General features: G+C 65.8%; 19 protein-coding genes. 5 read left to right on the top strand and 14 right to left on the bottom strand.

Features of this window, described 5'->3' with window-relative positions:
- Positions 1-60 precede the first annotated feature (60 nt).
- From QX039_RS14300 to QX039_RS14280, 5 genes are all read right to left on the bottom strand, one after another.
- Positions 61-864 (bottom strand): hypothetical protein, encoded by an 804-nt coding sequence (locus QX039_RS14300; RefSeq protein WP_315735306.1) that lies wholly within the window; start codon positions 862-864, stop codon positions 61-63.
- 220 nt (positions 865-1,084) lie between these two features.
- Positions 1,085-1,594, bottom strand: coding sequence for an OsmC family protein (locus QX039_RS14295; protein ID WP_315715155.1), 510 nt, complete (start codon positions 1,592-1,594; stop codon positions 1,085-1,087).
- 56 nt (positions 1,595-1,650) lie between these two features.
- Entirely contained in the window at positions 1,651-2,436 is a 786-nt protein-coding gene (locus QX039_RS14290) for an ABC transporter ATP-binding protein (RefSeq protein ID WP_315735308.1), read from the bottom strand.
- A complete protein-coding gene (locus QX039_RS14285; RefSeq protein ID WP_315735310.1) occupies positions 2,436-3,281 on the bottom strand; it encodes an ABC transporter permease in 846 nt (281 codons plus the stop codon). Before QX039_RS14285 ends, QX039_RS14290 begins: the two co-directional genes overlap by 1 nt.
- Before the next feature lie 293 nt (positions 3,282-3,574).
- Positions 3,575-4,549: an aliphatic sulfonate ABC transporter substrate-binding protein gene (locus QX039_RS14280; RefSeq protein WP_315735312.1), complete on the bottom strand. Its 975-nt coding sequence runs from the start codon at positions 4,547-4,549 to the stop codon at positions 3,575-3,577.
- 196 nt (positions 4,550-4,745) lie between these two features.
- Here QX039_RS14280 and QX039_RS14275 point away from each other — a divergent pair, with 196 nt between their 5' ends.
- From QX039_RS14275 to QX039_RS14265, 3 genes are all read left to right on the top strand, one after another.
- Positions 4,746-7,541 carry a [protein-PII] uridylyltransferase gene (locus tag QX039_RS14275; RefSeq protein WP_315735314.1) on the top strand — a complete coding sequence of 932 codons (2,796 nt, stop codon included), beginning with the start codon at positions 4,746-4,748 and terminating at the stop codon, positions 7,539-7,541.
- 94 nt (positions 7,542-7,635) lie between these two features.
- On the top strand, positions 7,636-8,001 hold the full coding sequence (locus tag QX039_RS14270) for a DUF1304 domain-containing protein (RefSeq protein WP_315773173.1): 366 nt from the start codon (positions 7,636-7,638) through the stop codon (positions 7,999-8,001).
- A 514-nt stretch (positions 8,002-8,515) separates the two neighbouring features.
- A complete protein-coding gene (locus QX039_RS14265) occupies positions 8,516-9,742 on the top strand; it encodes an ABC transporter substrate-binding protein (protein ID WP_315735318.1) in 1,227 nt (408 codons plus the stop codon).
- Positions 9,743-9,999: 257 nt separating this feature from the next.
- On the opposite strand, the gene QX039_RS14260 is transcribed toward QX039_RS14265, so the two are convergent.
- The 4 genes from QX039_RS14260 to QX039_RS14245 all read right to left on the bottom strand — a co-directional run bounded on the left by QX039_RS14260 (position 10,000) and on the right by QX039_RS14245 (position 11,972).
- A complete protein-coding gene (locus QX039_RS14260; RefSeq protein WP_315773171.1) occupies positions 10,000-10,617 on the bottom strand; it encodes an ATP-dependent Clp protease proteolytic subunit in 618 nt (205 codons plus the stop codon).
- Positions 10,618-10,660: 43 nt separating this feature from the next.
- Complete coding sequence (locus tag QX039_RS14255; RefSeq protein ID WP_315773169.1) at positions 10,661-11,020, bottom strand: SRPBCC domain-containing protein; 360 nt, start codon at positions 11,018-11,020, stop codon at positions 10,661-10,663.
- Positions 11,017-11,331 (bottom strand): metalloregulator ArsR/SmtB family transcription factor, encoded by a 315-nt coding sequence (locus QX039_RS14250; protein WP_315715146.1) that lies wholly within the window; start codon positions 11,329-11,331, stop codon positions 11,017-11,019. Before QX039_RS14250 ends, QX039_RS14255 begins: the two co-directional genes overlap by 4 nt.
- A gap of 212 nt (positions 11,332-11,543) precedes the next feature.
- Positions 11,544-11,972, bottom strand: a complete 429-nt coding sequence (locus QX039_RS14245; RefSeq protein ID WP_315756848.1) for a DUF1330 domain-containing protein — start codon at positions 11,970-11,972, stop codon at positions 11,544-11,546.
- A gap of 155 nt (positions 11,973-12,127) precedes the next feature.
- Here QX039_RS14245 and QX039_RS14240 point away from each other — a divergent pair, with 155 nt between their 5' ends.
- Positions 12,128-14,338 (top strand): penicillin-binding protein 1A, encoded by a 2,211-nt coding sequence (locus QX039_RS14240; RefSeq protein WP_315773167.1) that lies wholly within the window; start codon positions 12,128-12,130, stop codon positions 14,336-14,338.
- Positions 14,339-14,478: 140 nt separating this feature from the next.
- Here QX039_RS14240 and QX039_RS14235 read toward each other — a convergent pair whose 3' ends face one another.
- The 5 genes from QX039_RS14235 to QX039_RS14215 form a co-directional block, all read right to left on the bottom strand.
- Complete coding sequence (locus QX039_RS14235; RefSeq protein WP_315773165.1) at positions 14,479-17,160, bottom strand: EAL domain-containing protein; 2,682 nt, start codon at positions 17,158-17,160, stop codon at positions 14,479-14,481.
- A gap of 318 nt (positions 17,161-17,478) precedes the next feature.
- Positions 17,479-18,318 (bottom strand): SprT family zinc-dependent metalloprotease, encoded by an 840-nt coding sequence (locus tag QX039_RS14230; RefSeq protein WP_315735333.1) that lies wholly within the window; start codon positions 18,316-18,318, stop codon positions 17,479-17,481.
- Positions 18,319-18,526: 208 nt separating this feature from the next.
- Entirely contained in the window at positions 18,527-19,855 is a 1,329-nt protein-coding gene (locus QX039_RS14225; RefSeq protein WP_315735335.1) for a polyhydroxyalkanoate depolymerase, read from the bottom strand.
- Between the two features lie 124 nt (positions 19,856-19,979).
- Positions 19,980-20,792 (bottom strand): ABC transporter permease, encoded by an 813-nt coding sequence (locus QX039_RS14220; protein ID WP_315773163.1) that lies wholly within the window; start codon positions 20,790-20,792, stop codon positions 19,980-19,982.
- Entirely contained in the window at positions 20,789-21,580 is a 792-nt protein-coding gene (locus QX039_RS14215) for an ABC transporter ATP-binding protein (RefSeq protein ID WP_315735339.1), read from the bottom strand. Before QX039_RS14215 ends, QX039_RS14220 begins: the two co-directional genes overlap by 4 nt.
- Before the next feature lie 97 nt (positions 21,581-21,677).
- Between QX039_RS14215 and QX039_RS14210 the strand changes: the two genes are divergently transcribed.
- Entirely contained in the window at positions 21,678-23,033 is a 1,356-nt protein-coding gene (locus tag QX039_RS14210) for an ActS/PrrB/RegB family redox-sensitive histidine kinase (protein WP_315735341.1), read from the top strand.
- Positions 23,034-23,084 lie beyond the last annotated feature (51 nt).

Raw genomic sequence — 23,084 nt, 5'->3', positions numbered from 1 at the left:
TCGTGCTCACCATTTGCAGCGTGACATGCAACTCGGTGGGCACGCTTCGCTTTGCCCACCCTACGCAAGCTGACGAGCTGCCTTCCGTCGCCCCAGCCACCACAGGCCGAGATTCCAGCCGACGCAGGTCGCGAGCGCACCGCTCAATCCGACTGTAGCGCCGAGATGCAGGCTGCCGAGATGCAGCACGACGACTGCGAGCGAGAAGCCGATCAGGCCCCAGGCGCCATTGGCCAGCACGGCGGCGGTGGCGGGACCGCCGATGCGCGGCTGCAGGATCAGCATCATGGAGGTGAAGACGATCGGAAACAGCGCCAGGATGCCGGAGACGCTGGGGCCGGCCCAGCCGGAGACCGAGGTGACGGTGGCGACGAGCGTTGCGACCAGCGAGGCACGCAGCGGCACGTCGTACCAGCGCCGCGTGAGTAGCGGCATCTTGGCATGGCGATAGCGCTGCAGCAGCGGCAGGCAGATGGCGAACGTCACGACGTTGGCGGCGATGCCCATCAACAACGTCCACTGCACGCTCTTGATCAGCACCGCGAGGCCGAGCCACACCGCCACCGCGGTGGCGCTTGCCACCAGCACGCTGCGGCGCTGCGCCAGCACGGCATAGGCAAGGCTGAGGAAGATCGTGGCGGCATTGATCGGCAGGCTGGTCAGCGCGCCCTGCGCGATGAAGGCGGCATCGTGATCCAGCGCCAGGAACACGTAGGTCGGCCCCGCCGAGATCGGCAGCGTCGCGACCAGCGCGCCGATGACGGGCCCGGTGCGCTCGGCGATCATCGACGCCGACACCACGAACGACGCCGCGATCGCCATGCGCAAGGTCAGCAGCAGCAGGAAGGAGGGATCGAGGGACATCAGCTCATGCTGCGCGGACAGTGATCTCCCTCCCCCGCCTGCGGGGGAGGGCCGGGGTGGGGGCGCGGCTCGGGTGGTGATGATGGGTGCGTTGTGTGGAGAGAATTCCCCCACCCGCCGCGCATCTGCGATGCACGGCGACCTCCCCCGTACGCGGGGGAGGCGCAGACCGGGCAAGCCTCGGTGGCTTGTCGTCATCAGCGGCAAGGCGAGGGCGACCTCACACCCGCTTCAGGCTGACCGACACCTTCGGCCCGTTCTTGATGGTCTGATACACCACGCAATAGCGCTCGGTGAGCTTGAGCAGCAGGTCGAGCTTGTCCTGCGGAGCATCCGTGTCGACCTCGAAGCGCAGGCGGATCTCCTGGAAGCCGACCGGGGCCTCCTTGTCGACGCCGAGCGTGCCGCGGAAATCGAGATCGCCTTCGGCGAACACGTGGCCGCTCTTGAGCGGCACCTCGACCGCGGTCGCGACCGATTTCAAGGTCACGCCGGCGCAGGCGACCAGCGCCTCCAGCAGCATGTCGCCGGAGCACAGCTCGAGCCCGGAGCCGCCGGTCCCCGGATGCAGGCCGGCCACCGCCATCGCGCGCCCGGTCTCGAGCTTGCAGGTCAGCCCCTCCTGCCCGACCTCGCCCTTGGCCTTCAGCGTGATGACGGCGGCGGACGGATCGGCCTTGTAGCGTTCCTTGATCGGCGCCTGCATGGCGCGCAGCTCGGCAGCATCCATTGTCGTTCTCTCCCGGAGTCCTTTCGGACGAGATGTACCGGGCCGGGCCGCCAAAGTCACCACCACAGGCCGCCGCCGGCGTCACGCCTGCCCTGCGTGTCCGGCATCGTCCGGTCGAGCGAGCGGTCCAGTGCAGTGAGCACATGGCGCCTGAACTGCTCGAACAAGGGCGCGTTGCGGTCGCGCGGCCGCGACAGATTGATGGTGATCTCCTCGAACAGCCGGCCCGGATGCGGCCGCATCACCAGCACGCGGTCGGCCAGCACCACGGCTTCCTCGACGTCGTGGGTCACGAGCACCAGCGTCGGGCGCGTATCGGCCCAGAGATCGAGCAGATGGTCCTGCAGGTCCTTGCGGGTGAAGGCATCGAGCGCAGAGAACGGCTCGTCGAGCAGGAGCACCTCCGGCTGCGCCACCAATGCGCGGGCGATCGCGACGCGTTGCGCCTGGCCGCCGGACAATTCGCGCGGCCAGACCTTCGCTTTGTCGGCGAGGCCGACACGTTCGAGCGCGCGCGCGACGCGATCGCGGCGCTCGGCCGCCGGCAGCTCGGACAGGCCGAAGCCGATGTTGTCGGCGACCGTGAGCCACGGCAGCAGCCGCGGCTCCTGGAAGATGATGCCGACCTTGGGATGCGGCGCCGTGATCGCCTCGCCGTCGAGCGTCACGGCGCCGGCGCTGGCGCGGTCGAGCCCGGCGACGGCGCGCAGCAAGGTCGACTTGCCGCAGCCGGAGCCGCCGATGATGGCGATGATCTCGCCGAGCTGGATCTCGGCCGAGAACCGCTCCAGCGCGTGGACGCCGTTGGGATAGACCTTGGTGACGGCTTGCAACGACAACATCAGGCGGCCCCGCTCTGGCGTGCGAAGCTGTCCTGCCAGCGCAACAGCGGCGCGGTGGCGATCTCCAGGAGCCAGTCGGTCGCCTTGCCGATGATGGCGAAGATCACGATGGCCGCCACGATCTGCGCCGGCTTGCCGAGCTGCTGGCCGTCGATCAGGAGGTAGCCGAGCCCTTCCGACGCCCCCATGAACTCGGCGGCGACGACGAACATCCACCCCAAGCCGAGGCCGACGCGCAGCGACACGACGTACGCCGGCAGCACCGCGGGCAGCAGGATGCGGCGGATCATCGCCGGCCCGGAGAGACGGAAGATGCGGCCGACCTCGACGATCTTGCGGTCGACCGAGAGGATCGCGCCGGTCAGGCCGAGATAGACCGGGAAGAATACGCCGACCGCGATCAGCGCCACCTTGGAGGTCTCGAAGATGCCGAGCCACAGGATGAACAACGGCACCCAGGCGATCGAGGGAATCGCGCGCAACGCCTGGATGGTGGGATCGACCAGCCGCCGGGCGAGGCCCCAATAGCCGCAGATGCCGCCGAGGACAGTTCCGGCAATGACGCCGAGGCCAAAACCGACGCCGACGCGGGTCAAGGTCATCGTGATGTGGCGGGAGAGTTCGCCGGAGCGGGCGAGCTCGCCGATGGTGGTGAAGACCTTCGAGGGCGGCGGCACCAGCCGGCCGTTGGACCAGCCGGCCCGGACGGCAAGCTCCCAGGCGAGTGCGAGCGACAGCGGCAGCAGCAAGCCGAGCAGCGGGCGCGTCAGCCGCGTGAGCCATGGCTGGCGAGCAGTCTGGGGTATGGCGGCAGCCGGCGCCTGCAATTCGACGGTCATGGTCATAGTGAGAACAGTGTCCCGCGCGGGAATGCAAGGCGTGGTGATGGTGGTGGATGGTAATGGGGCCGAGGACGGCGCTCCTAACTTGCTGTCGTCCCGGCCTTGAACCGGGACCCATACTCCGCGGCCGCCGTGGTGAGACGAGATGCCGCTCCAGCCTACCTCCCAACGACCTTCACGGAGTATGGGTCCCGGATCTGCGCCCGCCAGCGCTTCCGCGCTGGCGGGCTTGTCCGGGACGACACCGTTATTTTGTCTGCAGCATTGGTTGTATCTGCAACAGTGCTTCGTGCGTTCTAGTTCGTCGGCAGCGGGACCTGGTCGTCGATCAGGGCATCCAGCGTCACCTTCACATCCACCTTGGCATCGACGACACCGGCCTGCTGCAAAGCGAGGCCAGCAGCCAAAATCGACTCGCGCTGGGGTGCGCCGATGCGGCTATGGGTGAGCTCGGTGCGCTCCTTGAGCTGCTTGTCGACGACGGCCTCCGGCAGCTTGGTCACGGCGATGAAGGTCTTCTTCAGGTCGTCGTAATTAGCCAGCGCGTCCTTGCGTGCGACCTCGTAGGTGGCGAGCACGCGGCGGACGATCTCGGGATTGTCCTTCAGGAACTGCTCACGGACGTTGAGGATGCCCCAGGTGTTGGCGTCGGCCTTGCGGTAGAACAGCCTGGCGCCCTCCTCGACCTCGGCCTGCGCCATCATCGGATCGAGCCCGGCCCAGGCGTCGACGTCGCCGCGGATCAGCGCCGCCTTGCCGTCGGCGTGCTGCAGCAATACCGGCGTGATGTCCTTGTCGGTGAGGCCGGCTGACAACAGCGCGCGCACCAGGAAGATGTGCGGATCGGTACCACGGGTCACCGCGACCCGCTTGCCCTTGAGGTCAGCCACGGAGGCAATCTTGGAATCCTTGGCCGTGACCAGCGCGGTCCATTCGGGCCGCGAATAGACGTAGACCGACTTGATCGGATTGCCGTTGATCCTGGCGACCAGCGCCGCCGAGCCGGCGGTCGAGCCGAAATCGAGCGAGCCGGCGTTGAGGAATTCGAGCGCCTTGTTGGAGCCGGCCGACTGCACCCAGACGATGCTGATGCCGTCCTTGGCGAACTCCTTCTCCAGAAGTCCTTTCTGCTTCAGCACCAGCGACACCGGATTGTAGGTCGCCCAGTCCAAGCGGATCTCCTTCACCGGCTCGGCCGCGCGTGCAGCGCCGCATCCCAGGAGAACCACGGCCGCAACCGCAGCAAATCCGCGCCTCGACAATCCACCCATCGTCACCCCTCCAAGCCTCAAGAAACATTGCTGTGGTTTCAATGAGTTATGCCAGGGGCGCGCGAGAATTGCTTTTCCTTTCGACGGCACCATTCAGAACGATCATCATCCCGTGACCACCGATGACAGCATGGATCGATTGTTGCATTGGAAGTTTCGTGACAGCACAGGCCTTGTTCGATATCCGGTTGCATCCATGGACAGCGTCGCCCCCAATTCCCACCCCGATAGCCTTTCCGATTTCGACAGCGCCGGCATCGCGGTTGCGGTCGACACGTTGGCCGCGCAGCATTCGGGCCGCGAGGACATGTTCCGCGCGGCGGTGGTGCAATTCCTCAAGGCCGAGCTGGTCAAGGCGCGCGCAGCGGCCCAGGCGCAACTGCTGAAGGACCGCCACGGCCGGCGCTGCGCCGAGCAGCTCTGCTTCGTGCAGGACGAGATCATCCGCATCCTCTACGCCGCGGCCACCCAACACCTCTACCGCTCGCAGGTGCCGAGCGGCGCCGAGCGCATGGCGGTGGTCGCCACCGGCGGCTATGGCCGCGGCCTGATGGCGCCGGAGTCCGACATCGATCTCCTGTTCATCCTGCCCTACAAGCAGACCGCCTGGGGCGAGCAGGTCGCCGAAGCCATTCTCTACTCGCTGTGGGATATGGGGCTGAAGGTCGGCCATGCGACCCGCTCGGTCGACGAGTCGATCCGCCAGGCGCGCGGCGACATGACCATCCGCACCGCGATCCTGGAGACGCGCTATCTCGCCGGCGACCGGCCGCTCTATGACGAGCTGGTCGCGCGCTTCGACAACGAGGTGGTGCAGGGCACCGCCGCCGAGTTCGTCGCCGCCAAGCTAGCCGAGCGCGAGGAGCGGCACCGCCGCGGCGGCCAGTCGCGCTATCTCGTCGAGCCCAACGTCAAGGACGGCAAGGGCGGCCTGCGCGACCTGCATACGCTGTTCTGGATCGCCAAATACGTCTATCGCGTGCGCGAGACCGCCGAATTGGTCGAGCGCGGCGTGTTCGACGCGCATGAATACCGCACCTTCCGGCGCTGCGCGGACTTCCTATGGTCGGTGCGCTGCAACCTGCATTTCGTCAGCGGGCGTCCGGAAGAACGGCTGTCATTCGACCTGCAGCGCGAGATCGCGGTGCGGCTGGGCTACACCAGCCATCCCGGCATGCAGGATGTCGAGCGCTTCATGAAGCACTACTTCCTGGTCGCCAAGGAGGTCGGCAATCTTACCGCCATCCTGTGCGCCAAGCTCGAGGACCAACAGGCCAAGCCGGCGCCGGTGCTGAGCCGGATGATCTCGCGCCTGACCACCGGCTCGACCTGGCGGCGCGTGCCGGAGAGTGACGACTTCATCGTCGACAACAACCGCATCAACCTCGCCGCGCCCGACGTCTTCAAGCACGATCCGGTCAATCTGATCCGCATCTTCCGGCTGGCGCAGAAGAACAACCTCGCCTTCCATCCCGACGCGATGCGCGCGGTCACGCGCTCCTTGAACCTGATCAACACCGAGCTGCGCGACGAGCCCGAGGCCAACCGGCTGTTCATGGAGATCCTGACCTCCAACGATGCCGAGGTCGTGCTGCGGCGGATGAACGAGACCGGCGTGCTCGGCCACTTCATCCGCGCCTTCGGCCGCATCGTGTCGATGATGCAGTTCAACATGTATCATCATTACACGGTCGACGAGCACCTGATCCGCTGCATCGGCTTTCTGCAGGAGATCGAGCGCGGCGGCATCGACGAGTTCACCCTGGCCTCCGACCTGATGCGCAAGATCCGGCCCGAGCACCGCGCCGTCATCTACATCACCGTGCTGCTGCACGACGTCGCCAAGGGACGGCCCGAGGACCATTCCATCGCCGGCGCCAAGATCGCGCGCCGGCTGTGCCCGCGGCTGGGCTTCAACAATGCCGACACGGAGCTGGTCGCCTGGCTGATCGAGGAGCATCTGACGATGTCGACGGTGGCGCAGTCGCGCGACCTGTCGGACCGCAAGACGATCGAGAATTTCGCCGCCGTGGTGCAGTCCGTCGAGCAGATGAAGCTGCTGACGATCCTGACCACCGCCGACATCCGCGGCGTCGGCCCCGGCGTCTGGAACGGCTGGAAGGCGCAACTGCTGCGCACGCTCTACTACGAGACCGAGCCGGTGCTGACCGGCGGCTTCTCCGAGGTCAACCGCGCCAAGCGCATCACCGCGGCGCAGGCTGAATTCCGCAACGCCTTCACCGATTGGCCCGAGGACGAGCTCAACACCTATATCGGCCGGCATTATCCGGCCTACTGGCTCAAGGTCGAGCTGCCGCGCAAGATCCGCCATGCCCGCTTCGTGCGATCGAGCGAGGATGCCGGCCACAAGCTCGCGATCAATGTCGGCTTCGATCCGGCGCGCGGCGTGACCGAGCTGACGATCTTCGCGATGGACCATCCGTGGCTGCTGTCGATCATCGCCGGCGCCTGCGCCTCCGCCGGGGCGAACATCGTCGATGCCCAGATCTATACCACGACCGACGGCCGCGCGCTCGATACCATCGCGATCTCCCGCGAATATGAGCGCGACGAGGACGAAGGCCGCCGCGCGACGCGGATCGGCGAGACCATCGAGCAGGTGCTGGAGGGCAAGCTGCGGCTGCCCGACGCGGTGGCGCGGCGGACCACGCGCGGCAAGCAGCACAAGGCATTCTCGGTCGAGCCCGAGGTCACCATCAACAATCAATGGTCGGAGCTCTACACCGTCATCGAGGTCTCCGGCCTCGACCGCCCCGGCCTGCTCTATGAGCTGACGACCGCGATCTCGAAGCTGAACCTCAACATCGCCTCGGCGCATGTCGCGACCTTCGGCGAGCGCGCGCGCGACGTGTTCTACGTGACCGATTTGCTGGGGGCGCAGATCAACGCGCCGACCCGGCAGGCCGCGATCAAGAGCGCGCTGCTGCATTTGTTGGCGAACGACGACGCGGCCGCCCAACCGGCGGCATGAGAGACCATCGCGCGGCCATGAGCCGCTCGGAGCCGATTTGAACGAGGGGGGCCGGCACCACCGCCGGTCCCGGCAGGCTTGGGGGAGCCGAACCATGGCATTGATTGCAGACATCGTCGTCGGGCTGATCGGCCTGCTTCACGTCTACATTCTCGTACTCGAGATGTTTCTCTGGACCAAGCCGGCCGGCTTGAGGGCGTTCAACAACACGCCGGAGCGCGCGGAGCAGACCAAGGTGCTCGGCGCCAATCAGGGCCTCTACAACGGCTTCCTCGCCGCCGGCCTGTTCTGGGGCCTCGCGCAGCCGGCGCCGGTGTTCGCTTTTCAGATCAAGGTGTTCTTTCTGCTCTGCGTGCTCGTCGCGGGCCTCTATGGCGCCGCCACGGCGAGCCGGAAGATCCTGTTCATCCAGAGTGTGCCGGCGGCAGTCGGCCTGGTGCTTGTCTGGCTGGCGGCTTGATCAGCACCGAGTCCGCGGCCGTCCTTCGAGACACCTGCGGACGATGTCGGTGCCCATGAGGACGTCATTCCGGGACATTCGCGCGCAAAATGGCGAAGCCGTTTTGAAGCAGCGACCACAGATGTCGTCCCGGGCAAGCACGGCGGCGCAACGCGACGGCGTGCGCCGACCCGGGACCCATACTCCCGGGCGACGTTCGAGGCAGGATCGCAACTCCGAGTCTTCGCCACAGGGCGGCCTGTAGTTATGGATCCCGGCTCTGCGCCCTGACGTCGCTGCGCGACGCCAGGGCTTGGCCGGGACGACACTGAATGTCAGGGGGCAGCTTGGCTCGCAATGGCGCGAAGTCACGATCATCGAGCTTGCATCCTAAGCCCTCGCCCCGCGGAACCGCCGCAGTCCCGGTGGCGGCTCGCCTTGCGTCCGCCAAGCCGTTCCTCCACACTGCCTGTAGCGATGGCGCCCGTCCGGGCAGACCAGCCGCACAACAACATTCAGGAGGAATGCAGACCCCATGCGACAGGGATATTTCCGTCTTGCAGGCGCGGCCGCTTTGGCCGTCACCCTCTCCGTCACGTCAGCCTCGGCCCAGAAGAAGTATGATCCCGGCGCCTCCGATACCGAGATCAAGGTCGGTCAGACCGTGCCGTTCTCGGGCCCCGCCTCGGCCTATGCCTCGATCGGCAAGACCCAGGCTGCCTATTTCAACATGATCAACGAGCAGGGCGGCATCAATGGCCGCAAGATCAAGCTGATCCAGTATGACGACGCCTATTCGCCGCCCAAGGCGGTCGAGCAGGTCCGCAAGCTGGTCGAGGACGACGAGGTGCTGCTGACCTTCCAGATCATCGGCACGCCGTCGAACGCCGCCGTGCAGAAATACCTCAACGCCAAGAAGGTGCCGCAGCTGTTCGCCGCCACCGGCGCCACCAAGTTCACGGACCCCAAGAACTTCCCCTGGACCATGGGGTACAATCCCAACTACTTCACTGAGGGCCGCATCTACGGCCAGTACATTCTGAAGGAGCATCCCAACGCCAAGATCGGCGTGCTCTATCAGAACGATGATCTCGGCAAGGACTATCTGAACGGGATCAAGGCCGGCCTGGGTGACAAGGCATCGACCATGATCGTCGCCGATGCCTCCTACGAGGTGTCCGATCCGACCATCGACTCGCAGATCCTCAAGATCAAGGCCGCCGGCGCCGACCTGCTGTTCTCCGCCGCGACGCCGAAGCAAGCCGCTCAGGCCATCAAGAAGCTGCATGAGCTCGACTGGCACCCCGTCCACATCGTCGATATCAATGCCACCTCTGTCGGCGCAGTGATGCAACCGGCCGGCCTCGAAGCCTCCAAGGGCGTGATCTCGGTCAATTACGGCAAGGACCCGCTCGATCCGACCTGGAAGGACGATCCGGGCATGAAGCGCTATCTGGATTTCATGGCCAAGTATTATCCGGACGGCGACAAGAACTCCAATTTCAACGTCTATGGCTACGGGAACGCACAGCTCCTGGTAACGGTGCTGCAGATGTGCGGCGACAACCTGACGCGCGAGAACGTCATGAAGCAGGCGGCGTCGCTGAAGGACGTCGTCGGCGACCTGTCGCTGCCGGGCATGAAGATCAACACCTCGCCGACCGACTATCGCGTCAACAAGCAACTACAGATGATGAAGTTCAACGGTGAGCGCTGGGAGCTGTTCGGCCCGATCCTGGAGGACAAGGGCGCGGCGGGCTAGCTGCACTCGACGTCGTTCCAGGGCGTGCGATAGCGACGAGCCCGGACCCTCGAGATTCCGGATTCGATGCTGCGCATCGCCCCGGAATGACGCGGTCAACATCGATGGGACGGGGCTGCGGGATAGCGCGGCCCCGTTCTGCATTGCGGCACGGGTTGCGCCCGTTCGTCGCTGCGTGCGCTCGCCGACGGCCATTCGACCGCATCGCGGGTGACAACGACTGTTGCGGTAGGATCCGCCGTCGCGTCGAGGAAGTGTCAGTCGTTGATGACCTCACCCTGGTCTCGTTGCTTGACGACCCGGTCGATCAAGCCCCACTGCAAGGCTTCGTCCGCGGTCATGAAGTGATCGCGATCCAGGGTGCGCTCGACGTCCTCATAGCTGCGTCCGCAATGCTCGGCGTAGAGCCTGATCATGCGGCGCTTGGTCTGCTCCATCTCCTTGGCGTGAATCAGGATGTCGGACGCCTGGCCCTGAAAGCCGCCGAGCGGCTGATGCACGTGAAGACTTGCATTGGGCAGCGCCGTACGCTCGCCCGGCTCGCCCGCCATGAGAAGAAACGACCCCATCGAACGCGCCGTTCCCATGCAGAGCGTGTGTACCGGTGCTTTGACGAATTGCATCGTGTCATACATCGCGAGGCCGCTGGTGATCACGCCGCCGGGTGAATTGATGTAGAGATGGATCGGCCGCTTTGGGTTTTCCGCCTCGAGAAACAGCAGTTGCGCGCAGACCAGGGCGGACACCGTGTCGTTGACCTCGCCGTTCAGGAAGACGATCCGCTCACGGAGCAGCCGCGAATAGATGTCGAAGGATCGTTCGCCCCGACTGGACTGCTCGATGACCATAGGGACGAGTTGCATCGTGTCGCGCATGCGCGAGCTCCCGGTTTCAGTGGGTTGTTAGTGAACTAGAGCGTCAAGCCGCGCGCATCAGGCTGCGCCGGTTGCTGTTCGCCGCCGGCGGCGTCCGCCGCATCAGCTTCGTGACGACCAGTCCGTGAATGATTCTCAGCCTGGTCCCGCCTGCGGCATTGGGCATGACCTGGAACGTCACGATGCTCTCGAGGTACGGCGGCTCGTCGTCGCGCATCCGGTAGCGAACTTCTTCGCCGGGCGTCGAGGAGACCGGGGCGGCATCGGCCAATTCTCCTGAAGGCAGCCAGTTCTCGCGCAGCGCGGGAATGCTGATCGCCCGCCACACCTTCTCCGGCGGAGCGTCGAGTTCGTAGTCGAGCACCAGATCATCGCTCTGCCGGTCAGCCTTGATATCGGTCATTGGTCCATATCCTTCAGCACGGCCTTCAACGCATCGACCCGCGACGGCCAGTAGGCGCGGTACTTCGCCAGCCAGCGCGCGATCTGCGCCAGGCCCTCCGGATCGACCTCATAGTTGACGAAGCGACCCTGCCGTTCTTCCCTCACCAATCCCGCGCTTCTGAGAACCGCGAGGTGCTGGGACATCGCCGGCTGGCTGATCGTCAGACCCTCGCGAAGCGCGCTGGCATTCATGCTGCCGTTCGCCAGCTTCTCGAAGATCGCGTATCGCGTCGGATCAGCCAGGGCCCTGAAGATGTCACTCTCGATCATGCCAACACATAAGCATAAACTTATGTGTCGTGCAAGCGGCAACGGAGGCTGAGAGCGCGGATGTCTTCGAGCAGAGCGACGCGCCTGGGCGCTTCTCGATCAGGCCTCGCTCTCACTCAGCCCACTGCCGCGCTCCCTCCCCCACAAGGAGGGAGGGAACGTACCTTTTGCTTGGCGACTGCGGACTACCAATCTTGCGGGTGTAGTCAGACTTACCCCGCCGGCACCTCGCCAAAGTTCTTGCCCACCGGCAGCACAGCGTGGCGGATCAGGCGCGAGTCTTCGACCGCAGCCTGGCGGTGCTTCACTGCCTCGCGATAGACGGGATCGCGGATCATCTCGACGAAGGCTTGCACGCTCGGATATTCGGCGATGAAGCAGTGATCCCAGTATTCCTCCTGCGGACCGATCAGCATCAGTTCGAAACGACCCTGCCAGACTACGCGGCCGCCGAGGCGCTCGAACACCGGGCCGCTCTCGCGGCCATAGGCGGCATAGGCTTGCGCGCCGCTGACCTTGCGTCCATCGGGATAGGCCGCCTCCTTGCGCAGCCGCACCAGGTTCAGCATGTGGATCGGACCCGGGCGGTCATTCTCCCGGAACTGCGCGAACACCTCCTTGGTGGGATCGATATGGCCCATGAATTCCCTCGCCTGATTGTTGTTGACCTTCGCTTAACCATAACGCGGCGTTAGCGGCGCGAAACTCCTAATCGCGCGTTAAGCTCTTCCTAACTGCCCCTTAAACTCCGGACATTACCGTGGTCGGACGGCGGGGTCGCGGGCTCGGGTTGCGTATGGCGCGGGGACGGAAACAGAGCGGCGGACGCAAGGAGCCGCGATTCGGTCTTGCGGCCGCGATGGCCGATCTGCGCCTCGACCCCAAGGATCGCATCCCCTCCGGCAACAACGCGCCCAAGAAGTCCGCTGCGAAGAAAAGGCCGGTCGAGCCCGACGACGAGGACGATGTGCCGGCGCGCGAGCCGAAGACCTCAACACCGAAACCAAAGCCGAGCCGCGGCAGGTCGCGCTGGGGATTGCCGATCGGGCGCATGTTCTACTGGGCGCTGGTCTGCGGCCTGTGGGGCGTGATCGCGCTGGTCGGCGTCGTGATCTGGGCCGGCGCGCATCTGCCGCCGATCCAGTCGCTGGAGATCCCCAAGCGGCCGCCGACGATCGAGATCGTGGGCTATGACGGCACCATGCTGGCGCAGCGCGGCGAGATGGCCGGCGCCAATGTCGCGCTGAAGGATCTGCCGCCCTATCTGCCGAAGGCCTTCATCGCCATCGAGGACCGCCGCTTCTACCAGCATTTCGGCATCGACCCGATCGGCATCGCCCGCGCTGTCGTCGCCAACATCCTGCATCGCGGCGTATCGCAGGGCGGCTCGACCCTGACGCAGCAGCTCGCCAAGAACCTGTTCCTGACCCAGGAGCGCACGCTGGCGCGCAAGCTGCAGGAGGCCGAGCTGGCGCTGTGGCTGGAGCGCAAATATTCCAAGCGCGAGATCCTCGAGCTGTATCTGAACCGGGTCTATTTCGGCTCCGGCGCCTATGGCGTCGAGGCGGCCGCGCAGCGCTATTTCGGCAAGTCCGCGCGGCAGGTGACGATCGGCGAGGCCGCGATGCTCGCAGGTCTCGTCAAGTCGCCGTCGCGGCTGGCGCCGAACCGCAACCCGGAGGGCGCGGCCAAGCGCGCGCAGACCGTGCTTGCGGCGATGGCCGAGGCCAAGTTCATCACCGACGCCCAGGCGCAGGCCCAGATCGCGCATCCTTCCGTGGCGGTGAAGCCGGCCGGCGCGGGCACCGTGAACTACGTCGCCGACTGGATCGGCGAGGTGCTCGACGACCTCGTCGGCCAGGTCGAGGAGTCGATCGTCGTGGAGACCACGATCGATCCGAAGCTGCAATCCGTCGCCGAGGCCGCCATCATCGACGAGCTCGCGGCCAAGAGCGTGAAGTTCAACGTCAGCCAGGGCGCGCTGGTGGCGATGACGCCGGACGGCGCCGTGCGCGCCATGGTCGGCGGCCGCAACTATTCCGACAGCCAGTTCAACCGTGCCGTGACCGCCAAACGGCAGCCCGGCTCGGCGTTCAAGCCGTTCGTCTATCTCACCGCCATCGAGCAGGGCCTGACGCCGGACACGGTGCGCCAGGACGCGCCGCTCGACCTGAAGGGCTGGAAGCCGGAGAACTACACCCGCGAATATTTCGGCCCGGTGACGCTGACCCAGGCGCTGGCGATGTCGCTCAACACGGTCGCGGTGCGTGTCGGTCTCGAGGTCGGACCGAAGAACGTGGTGCGGACCGCACACCGCCTGGGCATCGCCTCCAAGCTCGATCCCAACCCGTCGATCGCGCTCGGCACCTCCGAGGTGTCGATGATCGAGCTGGTCGGCGCCTACGCGCCGTTCTCCAATGGCGGGGTCAGCGTCTCGCCGCATGTGGTGACGCGGATCAGGACGCTCGACGGCAAGCTGCTCTACATGCGCCAGGCCGAGCAGCCGGTGCAGGTGATCGAGCCGCGCAACGCGGCGATGATGAACCAGATGATGCAGGAGACGCTGATCTCCGGCACCGCGAAGAAGGCGGAGATCCCGGGCTGGATCGCCGCCGGCAAGACCGGCACCAGCCAGGATTTCCGCGACGCCTGGTTCATCGGCTACACCGCGCGCCTCGTCACCGGCGTCTGGCTCGGCAATGACGACAACTCGCCGACCAGGAAGGCGACCGGCGGCGGCCTACCCGTCGAGGTCTGGACCCGCTTCATGCGCGCGGCGCATCAGGGCGTGCCGGTGGCGGCGCTGCCGAACGCGCAGGGCTCCGGCCTTGTGCCGACGCTGGCGCAGATCGCCTCGCAGATTTCAGCACCGTCGGCCCCCGCACCCAATGCGGCCTACTCGGCGCGCTCGGCGGCGCCGAGCCCGAGCCGCAGCAATGTTCGTCCGGAGCCCGCGGCCGGGCTCGACGGCTGGCTGGTGGACCGGTTGTTCGGCGGCCGGCGCTGATCTGATTGCACCACGACCACCGTCATTCCGGGGCAAGGCCGCAGGCCTTGAACCCGGAATGACGACGGAAGCGCAAATGCGCTGCGTGTTGCGACACAACGAGCGATGCTCGTCAGGGGAAGACAGTGAGTCCGGCCTGATCAGCCCGCGGCGGCCGCAACGGGCCGCGATGACGGCTCGCTTTTCGCAGCACCCTCGCCTTTCGCATCACCGGAGGCCTGCGCCAGCGCGCGTCCGACGAGCCGCAGCATCAGGCTCGCGCGATGGGCGCTGTAGTCCAGCAGCCAGCGGCTGAAGGCGCTGGCGGCCATCGGCCGCGCGAACAGGAAGCCCTGCATCGCATCGCAGCCGAGCTCGGCCAGTAGCTTGCGCTGCGGCTCCGTCTCGACACCTTCGGCGACCACGGCCACGTCGAGGCTCTGGCCGACGCGCACGACCGCGGTCACGATCGCCCGCGTGCCGCTGTCGTTCTCGAAATCGCGCATGAAGCTGCGATCGATCTTCAACTCGTCGATCGGTAGCTGCGCCAGCCTGCTGAGGCTCGAATAGCCGGTGCCGAAATCGTCCAGCGACAGGCCGACGCCCATGTTGCGCAGCTCGTTCATGGTCGCGATCACGGTGGCGCGCTCGTTGAGGATCACGCCCTCGGTGATCTCCAGCATCAGCATCTTCGCCGGCAGATCGTTGGCGGCCAGGATCTGCGCCACCATCGCCGCCAGATTGACGTTCTGGAAGTTGATCGGCGACAGGTTCACCGAGATGCAGGGGATGTCGAGACCGGCACGCCGCCACGACGCCATCTGCTGGCAGGCCAGCTTGATCGACCACACGCCGATCTGCTCGATCAGGCCGCATTCCTCGGCAAGCGGAATGAACTTGGCGGGCGAGACCTCGCCGAGCACCGGATCGTGCCAGCGCGCCAGCGCTTCCACGCCGTGGATCGCGCCGTCGCGGGTGCGGATCTGCGGCTGATAGTGCAACGTCAGGGCCTCGCTGGCGATCGCCTCGCGCAGCGCTGTCGAATGCATCAGCCGTTCTTCGGCGAGCTTGTCGATGTCGGCGCTGAAGAAGCGGTAGGTCGCCCGGCCGCCGCGCTTGGCCTTGTACATCGCCGCGTCGGCCTGCTTGATCAGGGTCTCGATGTCCTTGGCATTATCAGGATAGAGGCTGAGCCCCATGCTCGCCGACATCGGCACCTGGCGCTTGCCGATCGTCAGCGGCATCGCCAGCGCGGCGGTGATGCGCGCCGCCGCGAGCGAGGCTTCCAGGGCATCGCGGTTCTGCAGCACGATCACGAACTCGTCGCCGCCGAGACGGCCCAGCATGTCGCCGTTGCGGATCTGCGCTCGCAGGCGGTTGGCGAAGCCGACCAGGAACTCGTCGCCGGCGGCATGGCCCAGCGTGTCGTTGACGTCCTTGAAATTGTCGGCGTCCAGGAAGGCGACAGCGACGTGTCCGCCTTCCGGACAGGCCTTGATGGCTTCGGCGATCAGCGACGGGATGCGGGCGCGGTTGGGCAGGCCCGTCAGCATGTCATGATAGGCGACCTGTGAGATCGTCGAGCGGACCTCCTGGCGCTCGATGGCGAGCGCACCGAGCTGGACGCAGGCGGCCACGATCTGCTCGTGCCAGGGGCTGGGGCCGCGGCATTCACGGAAGTAGAAGGCAAAGGTGCCGATGACGCGGCCGTCCTTGCCCTTGATGGGCGACGACCAGCAGGCGCGCAGGCCGGCGGCGAGCGGGCCGGCCTTGTAGGGTTGCCAGCGCGGATCATTGTCGATGTCGTGCGACAGCACCGGCTCGCAGAGATGGGCGGCGGTGCCGCAGGAGCCGACGTCCGGCCCGATCGCGACGCCGTCGAGGCTGGCCGAATAAGCGGGCGGAAGGCTGGGGCCGCCGAGCGGATGCATGCGGCCATCGGAATCGACGTGCAGGATCGAGCAGACGACGTCCGGGGCGAGCTCTTCGACCCGGCGGCACAGCTGATCGGCGATGGTCGTGATCGAAACGTCGGACGCCAGCGACGCCATGATCAGCTGCTGCAGTGAGCGCAACTGCTTGGTCTCCCGGATGTCCGTGAGCAGCCCGAACAGATATCTGACCTTGCCTCGCTTGGTCCGGTGCGCCTTGACATAGGCGGTCGTCCAGATCTCGCGGCCGTCCTTGTCGTAGACCAGCACGTCCTCCTCGATGCCGCGATCGTCCTCGAGGCATTGCCTCAGCCGGTCGACGATGGCGGGATCAGTGCAGGGGCCGATCAGCAGTTCCTCGGCGCGGCGCCCGATCGCCTGTTCAGGCGTGTAGCCGAACAGGCTGGCAAAGGCGGCGTTGGTATAGAGGACGTTGAGCTCGCGATCGGTGACGATGACGGCCCGGTTGGTCCGGTCGGCGACCGACGTCAGCAGCGCATTGCGCTCGCGCATGTCGACTTCGGTGGTCACGTCACGAATGAACAGCAGCGAACGGACCGGCTCGTCGTCACGGCCCGGCGGGAGAGCGCACAGCGACAGGCGGAGGCGGGTCCGCCCGCCATCGGCATGGCGCATCGTCATTTCGCGGGCTTCGGACTGGTCCGCCTCCTGCTGCGCGTCCGTCGTCTCGTCGCAGGGGGGCGCCGGGATCAGATCCGCGGGCAGACCCAGGCTTTCGAGGTCGGCGCCGATCAGAGCGGCCGGCTCACGCCGCAGCAGCACCGACGCCGCCTGGTTGGCGTGCTGGACATGGCCCAGCGCGTCGAGAAACAGGATCGCCTCGGAGGCACCGTCGAGCGCGGCCGAGAGCAATTGTGTGGATGCGGCCGGTTGGAACTCGCTTGCAGGCATCGTTCGATTCGAGGCGCGCTGCACGTTTCGAGAGAAACGATCGGCGCTTTGGTTGCAGCGAACGACCCGGCAGCTCGCTGGGACGTCACCTTGGGGTTGATCGCGGTAAATCTGGCGAGCGCAGCGTTACGGCCGCGTTAAGGCGCCGCCGAATTGGGCAATATCCTCCGACTGCAGGCGAGAAGGCTTAAGAATTCGATAGTCCGCACGCGGGTTCTGAGTTCATCGATGCAGATTGGAACTCGACAAAGAAATGGCCCGGACCAGAAGGCCGGGCCATTGGGGCTCGCATCGTCGAGATGCTCTATCGTCGAGACCTCAGTCGTCGATGCCATAGCGATGCAGATCGTTGCCGCAGGTGTCGAGCCACTTCTTGGCGCGCTCGACCGAGGAGCAGATCCTGCCACACACCTTCCAGAACCGCGGCGAGTGGTTCATCTCGATCAGATGAGCGACCTCGTGCGCGGCGAGATAATCGAGCACGAAGGGCGGCGCCAGGATCAGGCGCCACGAGAACGACAGCGAGCCGGCCGAGGTGCATGAGCCCCAGCGGCTCGACTGGTCGCGGATCGACAGCCGCTTAACCTTGACGCCGAGCTGCTCGGCATAGGCGTCGGCGGCCTTCTGCAGGTCACGGCGCGCCTCGCGCTTCAGGAAGTCGAGCACCCGGCGTTCGGTGTGCTCGATCCCGCCGGCCACGCACAGGATCTTCTCGCCACTGTCTCGCGTCTCGGTCCACACCGTGCCGCGCTCGCCGGCGCGATGCACGATCTTGTGCGGCACGCCGCGCAGCGGCACCAACGTGCCCGGCAGGAACGGCGCCGCCTTCGGCAGACGGCCAAGACGCGCCGCGATCCACGCGCCGTGACGCTGCGCGAAGTCTTTCGCTTCGATGATCGTGCCGCGCGGAGGCATCGTGAGGATCGCTTCGCGATCCGACGGATGAATTCTCAGGGTATAACGTCGCGCACGACGGTGACGCCGCAATCTAATCGAGTAGATTTGCGAGCCATGCTTGACGAGAAGACGCGAAGGTTCGGCGGGCCGCCGATAAAGTAGCGCGCGAGTGGCCATTTCTGTCAGTCCGGGAGGGAAGAACTCGCCCGGATTTTGCCATATCCACCGCCAGGGAAAGCGCTCGGCGCAAAAACAAATCATTTGCCCAACATACAGGGGTTCGGAAGGTTCCGCACCCTAGCGGTTGGGCCTCGCGCGCCCCCAAAAACATGAATTCAGATTCAAAAGCATCGCTCAAGAAGCGACGCCACATTCACTGCTTGAGTCACTCCTGAGTTCCGGTTTCTAGCGTCCCTTCAAAGGGTTACCCCGCATCCGGATTCGGATGCGCGGTGACCATCGTCTTCGCTCATTCAGCCGCAATGGCGAGCAGCGACTTCGGATCGGCTGCCGACAGCATGAAATCGTTGATGCGCGGCACGATCTCCGACTTGAATCGCGAGCCGTTGAACACGCCGTAATGACCGACACCCGGTTGCACGTAGTGAACCCGGCGGTGATCCGGGATCGACGAGCAGAGTCCGTGCGTCGCTTCGGTCTGACCGAGACCGGAGATGTCGTCCTTCTCACCTTCGACTGTCATCAAGGCCACGCGCGTGACCTTCGACGGATCGACCAGCGTGCCGCGATGGGTCATCTCGCCCTTCGGCAGCGCATGTTTGACGAACACGGTCTCCACCGTCTGCAAATAATATTCCGCAGCCAGGTCCATGACCGCGAGATACTCGTCGTAGAAGTCGCGGTGCTTGTCGACCTGGTCACCGTCACCCTTCACGAGGTTGGCGAACAGCGCCTTGTGGGCGTCGACATGGCGGTCGAGGTTCATGCTGATGAAGCCGTTCAACTGCAGGAAGCCCGGATAGACGTCGCGCATGACGCCTGGATGCGGGAACGGCACCTTGGTGATGACGTGGTTGCGGAACCAGTCGATGCCGCGCTCCTGGGCGAGATTGTTCACGCCGGTCGGGTTGCGCCTGGTGTCGATCGGGCCGCCCATCAGGGTCATCGAGATCGGTGCGAACGGGTCGCGCTCGGCCTCCATGACAGACACCGCCGCCAGCACCGGCACCGCCGGCTGGCACACCGCCATGACGTGCATGTTGGTGCCGAGGAAGCGCAGCATCTCGATGACATAGTCGATGTAGTCGTCGAGATCGAAGCGGCCTTCGGCCAGCGGGACCATCCGCGCGTCAGACCAGTCGGTGATGTAGACCTCGTGGGTCGGCAGGAACGCTTCCACCGTGCCGCGCAACAGGGTCGCGTAATGGCCGGACATCGGCGCCACGATCAGCAGCCGGGGCTGGGGGCTGCGCAGCGGGCGGGTCAGCTTGCGGTCGAAATAGAGCAGCCGGCAGAACGGCTTTTCCCAGATCGAGCGGACCTCGACGGGGGTCCGGATGCCGTTGACCTCGGTCTCGTCGAGGCCCCATTCGGGCTTGCCGTAGCGGCGCGTGGTGCGCTCGAACAGCTCGCAGGCCGCCGCGACCGATTTGCCCATCTGGGTGTGGGCCCAGGGATTGAGCGGGTTCTGAAACAGGATCTTGGTGGCGTCGGTGACAGCGCGCGCCGGATTGAGCGAGGCGTGCGCCATTTCGTACATCCAGTACATCGGCGTCGTCAGGACCGGACTGCCTTCCGACGCCAGGGGCGGTGCACCGCCAAACTCACCTATCGGCATTCTCGTTCAACCTCTCTGCAATGCAGCATACTGCCGAATGCGCAATTAAGCGTCAATGCGGTGTTGTACGTGTCAACGCCGCAAAGCGACGAAATGAGCCCGGAAATCCACGGGAAAAGCGCAATTATTCCCCTGCCGCCAGCAACGAGCCGGCGCGGCGCGCGCTACGCAAAAGGGCAATGAATGCCGCAAACGACGCCAGCAGCAGGGCGGCATTGAGCCCGAGCGCGGTCAGCATCAGGTCCGATCGGAAGACGTGATCGGCCAGCAGCGCGCGCATGCCTTCGAACACGTAGGTCGGCGGCAGCGACCAGGCGACCAGTTGCAGCCAATGCGGCAGCACCTGCACGGGATAGTACACGCAGGCGAGCGGCATCAGCGCGAACATCAGCGTCCAGACGATGCTCTCGGCGCCGAGCCCGTTGCGCAGCACCAGCCCCGACACGAAGATGCCGACCGCCCAGGAGGTGAAGATCAGGTTGCAGAAGAAGGCGACCAGCGGCAGGCCGAGGCTGTAGAGGTTGAAGTCGAAGAACCAGACCGCGATCAGGGTCATCGGGATGATGCCGATGGCCAACCGGATCAGGCTCATCGTCATCAGCGCCAGCAGGAATTCGATCGGCGTCAGCGGGCTCATCATCAGGTTGCCGATGTTGCGCGCCCACATCTCCTCGAGGAAGGAGATCGAGAACCCGAGCTGTCCGCGGAACAGGATGTCCCACAGGATGACCGCGCCGATCAGGGTGCCGCCGGCGCGGGCGAAGAAGCCGGCATTGGCGGTGATGTAGGTCTGCAGGAACCCCCAGGTGATGATCTGCAGGGTCGGCCAGTACATCAGCTCCAGCAGCCGCGGCCAGGACGACAGCAGCAGATACCAGTAGCGCAGGATCATCGCGCCGATCCGGTGCGGGGCGATGCGGAGCGAAAGATCGTTCATTGCGCGGCCTCCCGGTCGCGGCCGCGGGCGACGTCGAGGAATACGTCCTCGAGCGTCGAGCGGTTGTAGCGCGCCATGATCTGCGCCGGGCTGTCGTCGTCCTCGATGCGGCCGCGCTTCATGATGATGACGCGGTCGCAGAGACGCTCGACCTCCAGCATGTTGTGCGAGGCGAGCAGCACGGTGGCGCCACGGCGCTTGCGGTAGCTGTCGAGATGGCCACGCACCCAATCGGCGGTGTCAGGATCGAGCGAGGCGGTCGGCTCGTCCAAGAGCAGCAGCTCGGGATCATTGATCAGCGCCTTGGCCAGCGCGACGCGCGTCTTCTGCCCGGCGGAGAGCTTGCCATTGGCACGATCGATGAAGTCGGTCAGGTCGAGCTGGGCGGCGAGCTCCGCGATCCGCTCCTTGAGGTGGTCCACCGCATAGAGCCGGCCGAAGATGGTGAGGTTCTGCCGCACCGTGAGGCGCATCGGCATGTCGACATAGGGGCTCTCGAAATTCATCCGCCCCAGCACGGCAGCAGCCTCGTCCGGCATCCTGCGGCCGAGCACGGCGACCTCGCCCGAGGTCGGCTGCACCAGCCCCATGATCATCGCAATCGTCGTGGTCTTGCCGGCGCCGTTGCCGCCGAGCAGCCCGGTGATGCTGCCGCGGCGGATCGCAAAGGAGATGCCGTCGACAGCGGTCGTCGTCTTGTAGACCTTGGTCAGCCGCGACACGGCAATCGCGGGCGAAACCGAGCTGGAATCGGATGAGAGGGTCGGCACTGCGTCATCTTGCGTCATGGGAGGGGTTCATTGAGGCATTGTGCCGCAAACCGCAACAGGCCACCAACGGCCGGCCAGATTTGTCGCCGCGCCTGCGCGGCATTAGGTTCCCGTCATGACCGACGACGCCCTGATCATCGACACGCCCGACACCGACTATCGCCATCCGCGACAGCGCGTCCGGCTCGACACCATCCTGCGGCTGCGCTGGCTGGCGGCGCTCGGTCAGTTGAGCGCGATCTTCATCGTGGTGCAGGGGCTGGAGTTCGACCTGCCGGTGGTGCCCTGTCTCGCGGTGATCAGCATCTCGGCGCTGCTCAATCTCGGCCTGCAGATCGCCTTCAACCCGATGCAGTTGTTGGAGCCGGCCCACGCCGGAGGCCTGCTCGCGCTCAACATCGTCGAGCTGACGGTGCTGCTCTATCTCACGGGCGGGCTGGAGAATCCGTTCTCCTACATGTTCCTGGCGCCGGTGCTGATCTCGGCGACCGCCCTCCCCGTCCGCCTGACGATCATGCTCGGCCTGCTCGCCGTGGCCTGCGCAACCGCCTTGTTCTTCATGCACCTGCCGCTGCCGTGGGAAGGCGAGGAGCCGCTGATCTTCCCGCCGATCTATCTGTTCGGCGTCTGGCTCTCGATCGCGCTCGCGATCGGCGTCACCAGCCTCTATGCGTTCCAGGTGACCGAGGAGGCGCGCAAGCTGTCGGACGCGCTGGCGGCGACCGAGCTGGTGCTGGCGCGCGAGCAGCACCTCACCCAGCTCGACGGTCTCGCGGCGGCCGCCGCGCACGAGCTCGGCACCCCGCTCGCGACCATCGTGCTGATCTCGCGCGAGTTGGAGCGCGCCTTGCAGGACAACAGCCAGGTCACCTCCGACATCAAGACCCTGCGCGAGCAGGCGCAGCGCTGCCGCGACATTCTCGGCAAGATCACCCAGCTGTCCTCGATCGGGTCGATGTACGACCGGATGAAGCTGTCGACCTTGATCGAGGAGACGGTGGCCCCGCATCGCGACTTCGGCGTCGACATCAAGGTGCGCGTCGCCGTGGCCGCGGCCAAGGAGCCGGTCGGCTCGCGCAACCCGGCGATCCTCTATGGCGTCGGCAACATCCTGGAGAATGCCGTCGACTTCGCGCGCAACGCCGTCGAGGTGAACGCCTGGTGGAACAATGAGACGGTCGAGATCGTGGTGTCCGACGACGGCCCCGGCTTTGCACCTGATATCCTGAAGCGGATCGGCGAGCCCTATCTGTCGCGACGGCCCAGCGCCGAGGACGGCCCGGGAGGTAACCAGGGCGGCGGCCTCGGGCTCGGCGTGTTCATCGCCCGCACCCTGCTGGAGCGGACCGGGGCCAAGGTCTCGTTCAGCAATCGCACCTTCCCCGACCATGGCGCCGTGGTCCAGATCGTGTGGCCGCGACGGCGCTTCGAGGCCAGCGAGGACGACGATGGCGAGGCGGAGCCGGAATGAAGCCTCGGCGGCAGCCGCCGCCGGCGTGGTCCTGGCATACAGCACACCCGC

Source organism: Bradyrhizobium sp. SZCCHNR1043 (genome assembly GCF_032489675.1).
GTDB lineage: Bacteria > Pseudomonadota > Alphaproteobacteria > Rhizobiales > Xanthobacteraceae > Bradyrhizobium.
The sequence above is the reverse complement of the archived record's forward strand: the minus strand, read 5'-3'. Positions and strand labels throughout refer to the sequence as shown.

Bases quoted from the DNA above. Each gene is read 5' to 3' on its own strand.
- QX039_RS14240 (WP_315773167.1), top strand. From the start codon at position 12,128: ATGGCGCGGGGACGGAAACAGAGCGGCGGACGCAAGGAGCCGCGATTC.
- QX039_RS14230 (WP_315735333.1), bottom strand. From the start codon at position 18,318: ATGATTTGTTTTTGCGCCGAGCGCTTTCCCTGGCGGTGGATATGGCAA.
- QX039_RS14225 (WP_315735335.1), bottom strand. From the start codon at position 19,855: ATGCCGATAGGTGAGTTTGGCGGTGCACCGCCCCTGGCGTCGGAAGGC.
- QX039_RS14210 (WP_315735341.1), top strand. From the start codon at position 21,678: ATGACCGACGACGCCCTGATCATCGACACGCCCGACACCGACTATCGC.
- QX039_RS14300 (WP_315735306.1), bottom strand. From the start codon at position 864: ATGTCCCTCGATCCCTCCTTCCTGCTGCTGCTGACCTTGCGCATGGCG.
- QX039_RS14220 (WP_315773163.1), bottom strand. From the start codon at position 20,792: ATGAACGATCTTTCGCTCCGCATCGCCCCGCACCGGATCGGCGCGATG.
- QX039_RS14215 (WP_315735339.1), bottom strand. From the start codon at position 21,580: ATGACGCAAGATGACGCAGTGCCGACCCTCTCATCCGATTCCAGCTCG.
- QX039_RS14250 (WP_315715146.1), bottom strand. From the start codon at position 11,331: ATGATCGAGAGTGACATCTTCAGGGCCCTGGCTGATCCGACGCGATAC.
- QX039_RS14265 (WP_315735318.1), top strand. From the start codon at position 8,516: ATGCGACAGGGATATTTCCGTCTTGCAGGCGCGGCCGCTTTGGCCGTC.
- QX039_RS14275 (WP_315735314.1), top strand. From the start codon at position 4,746: ATGGACAGCGTCGCCCCCAATTCCCACCCCGATAGCCTTTCCGATTTC.
- QX039_RS14245 (WP_315756848.1), bottom strand. From the start codon at position 11,972: ATGGGCCATATCGATCCCACCAAGGAGGTGTTCGCGCAGTTCCGGGAG.
- QX039_RS14290 (WP_315735308.1), bottom strand. From the start codon at position 2,436: ATGTTGTCGTTGCAAGCCGTCACCAAGGTCTATCCCAACGGCGTCCAC.
- QX039_RS14285 (WP_315735310.1), bottom strand. From the start codon at position 3,281: ATGACCATGACCGTCGAATTGCAGGCGCCGGCTGCCGCCATACCCCAG.
- QX039_RS14260 (WP_315773171.1), bottom strand. From the start codon at position 10,617: ATGCGCGACACGATGCAACTCGTCCCTATGGTCATCGAGCAGTCCAGT.
- QX039_RS14255 (WP_315773169.1), bottom strand. From the start codon at position 11,020: ATGACCGATATCAAGGCTGACCGGCAGAGCGATGATCTGGTGCTCGAC.
- QX039_RS14295 (WP_315715155.1), bottom strand. From the start codon at position 1,594: ATGGATGCTGCCGAGCTGCGCGCCATGCAGGCGCCGATCAAGGAACGC.
- QX039_RS14235 (WP_315773165.1), bottom strand. From the start codon at position 17,160: ATGCCTGCAAGCGAGTTCCAACCGGCCGCATCCACACAATTGCTCTCG.
- QX039_RS14270 (WP_315773173.1), top strand. From the start codon at position 7,636: ATGGCATTGATTGCAGACATCGTCGTCGGGCTGATCGGCCTGCTTCAC.
- QX039_RS14280 (WP_315735312.1), bottom strand. From the start codon at position 4,549: ATGGGTGGATTGTCGAGGCGCGGATTTGCTGCGGTTGCGGCCGTGGTT.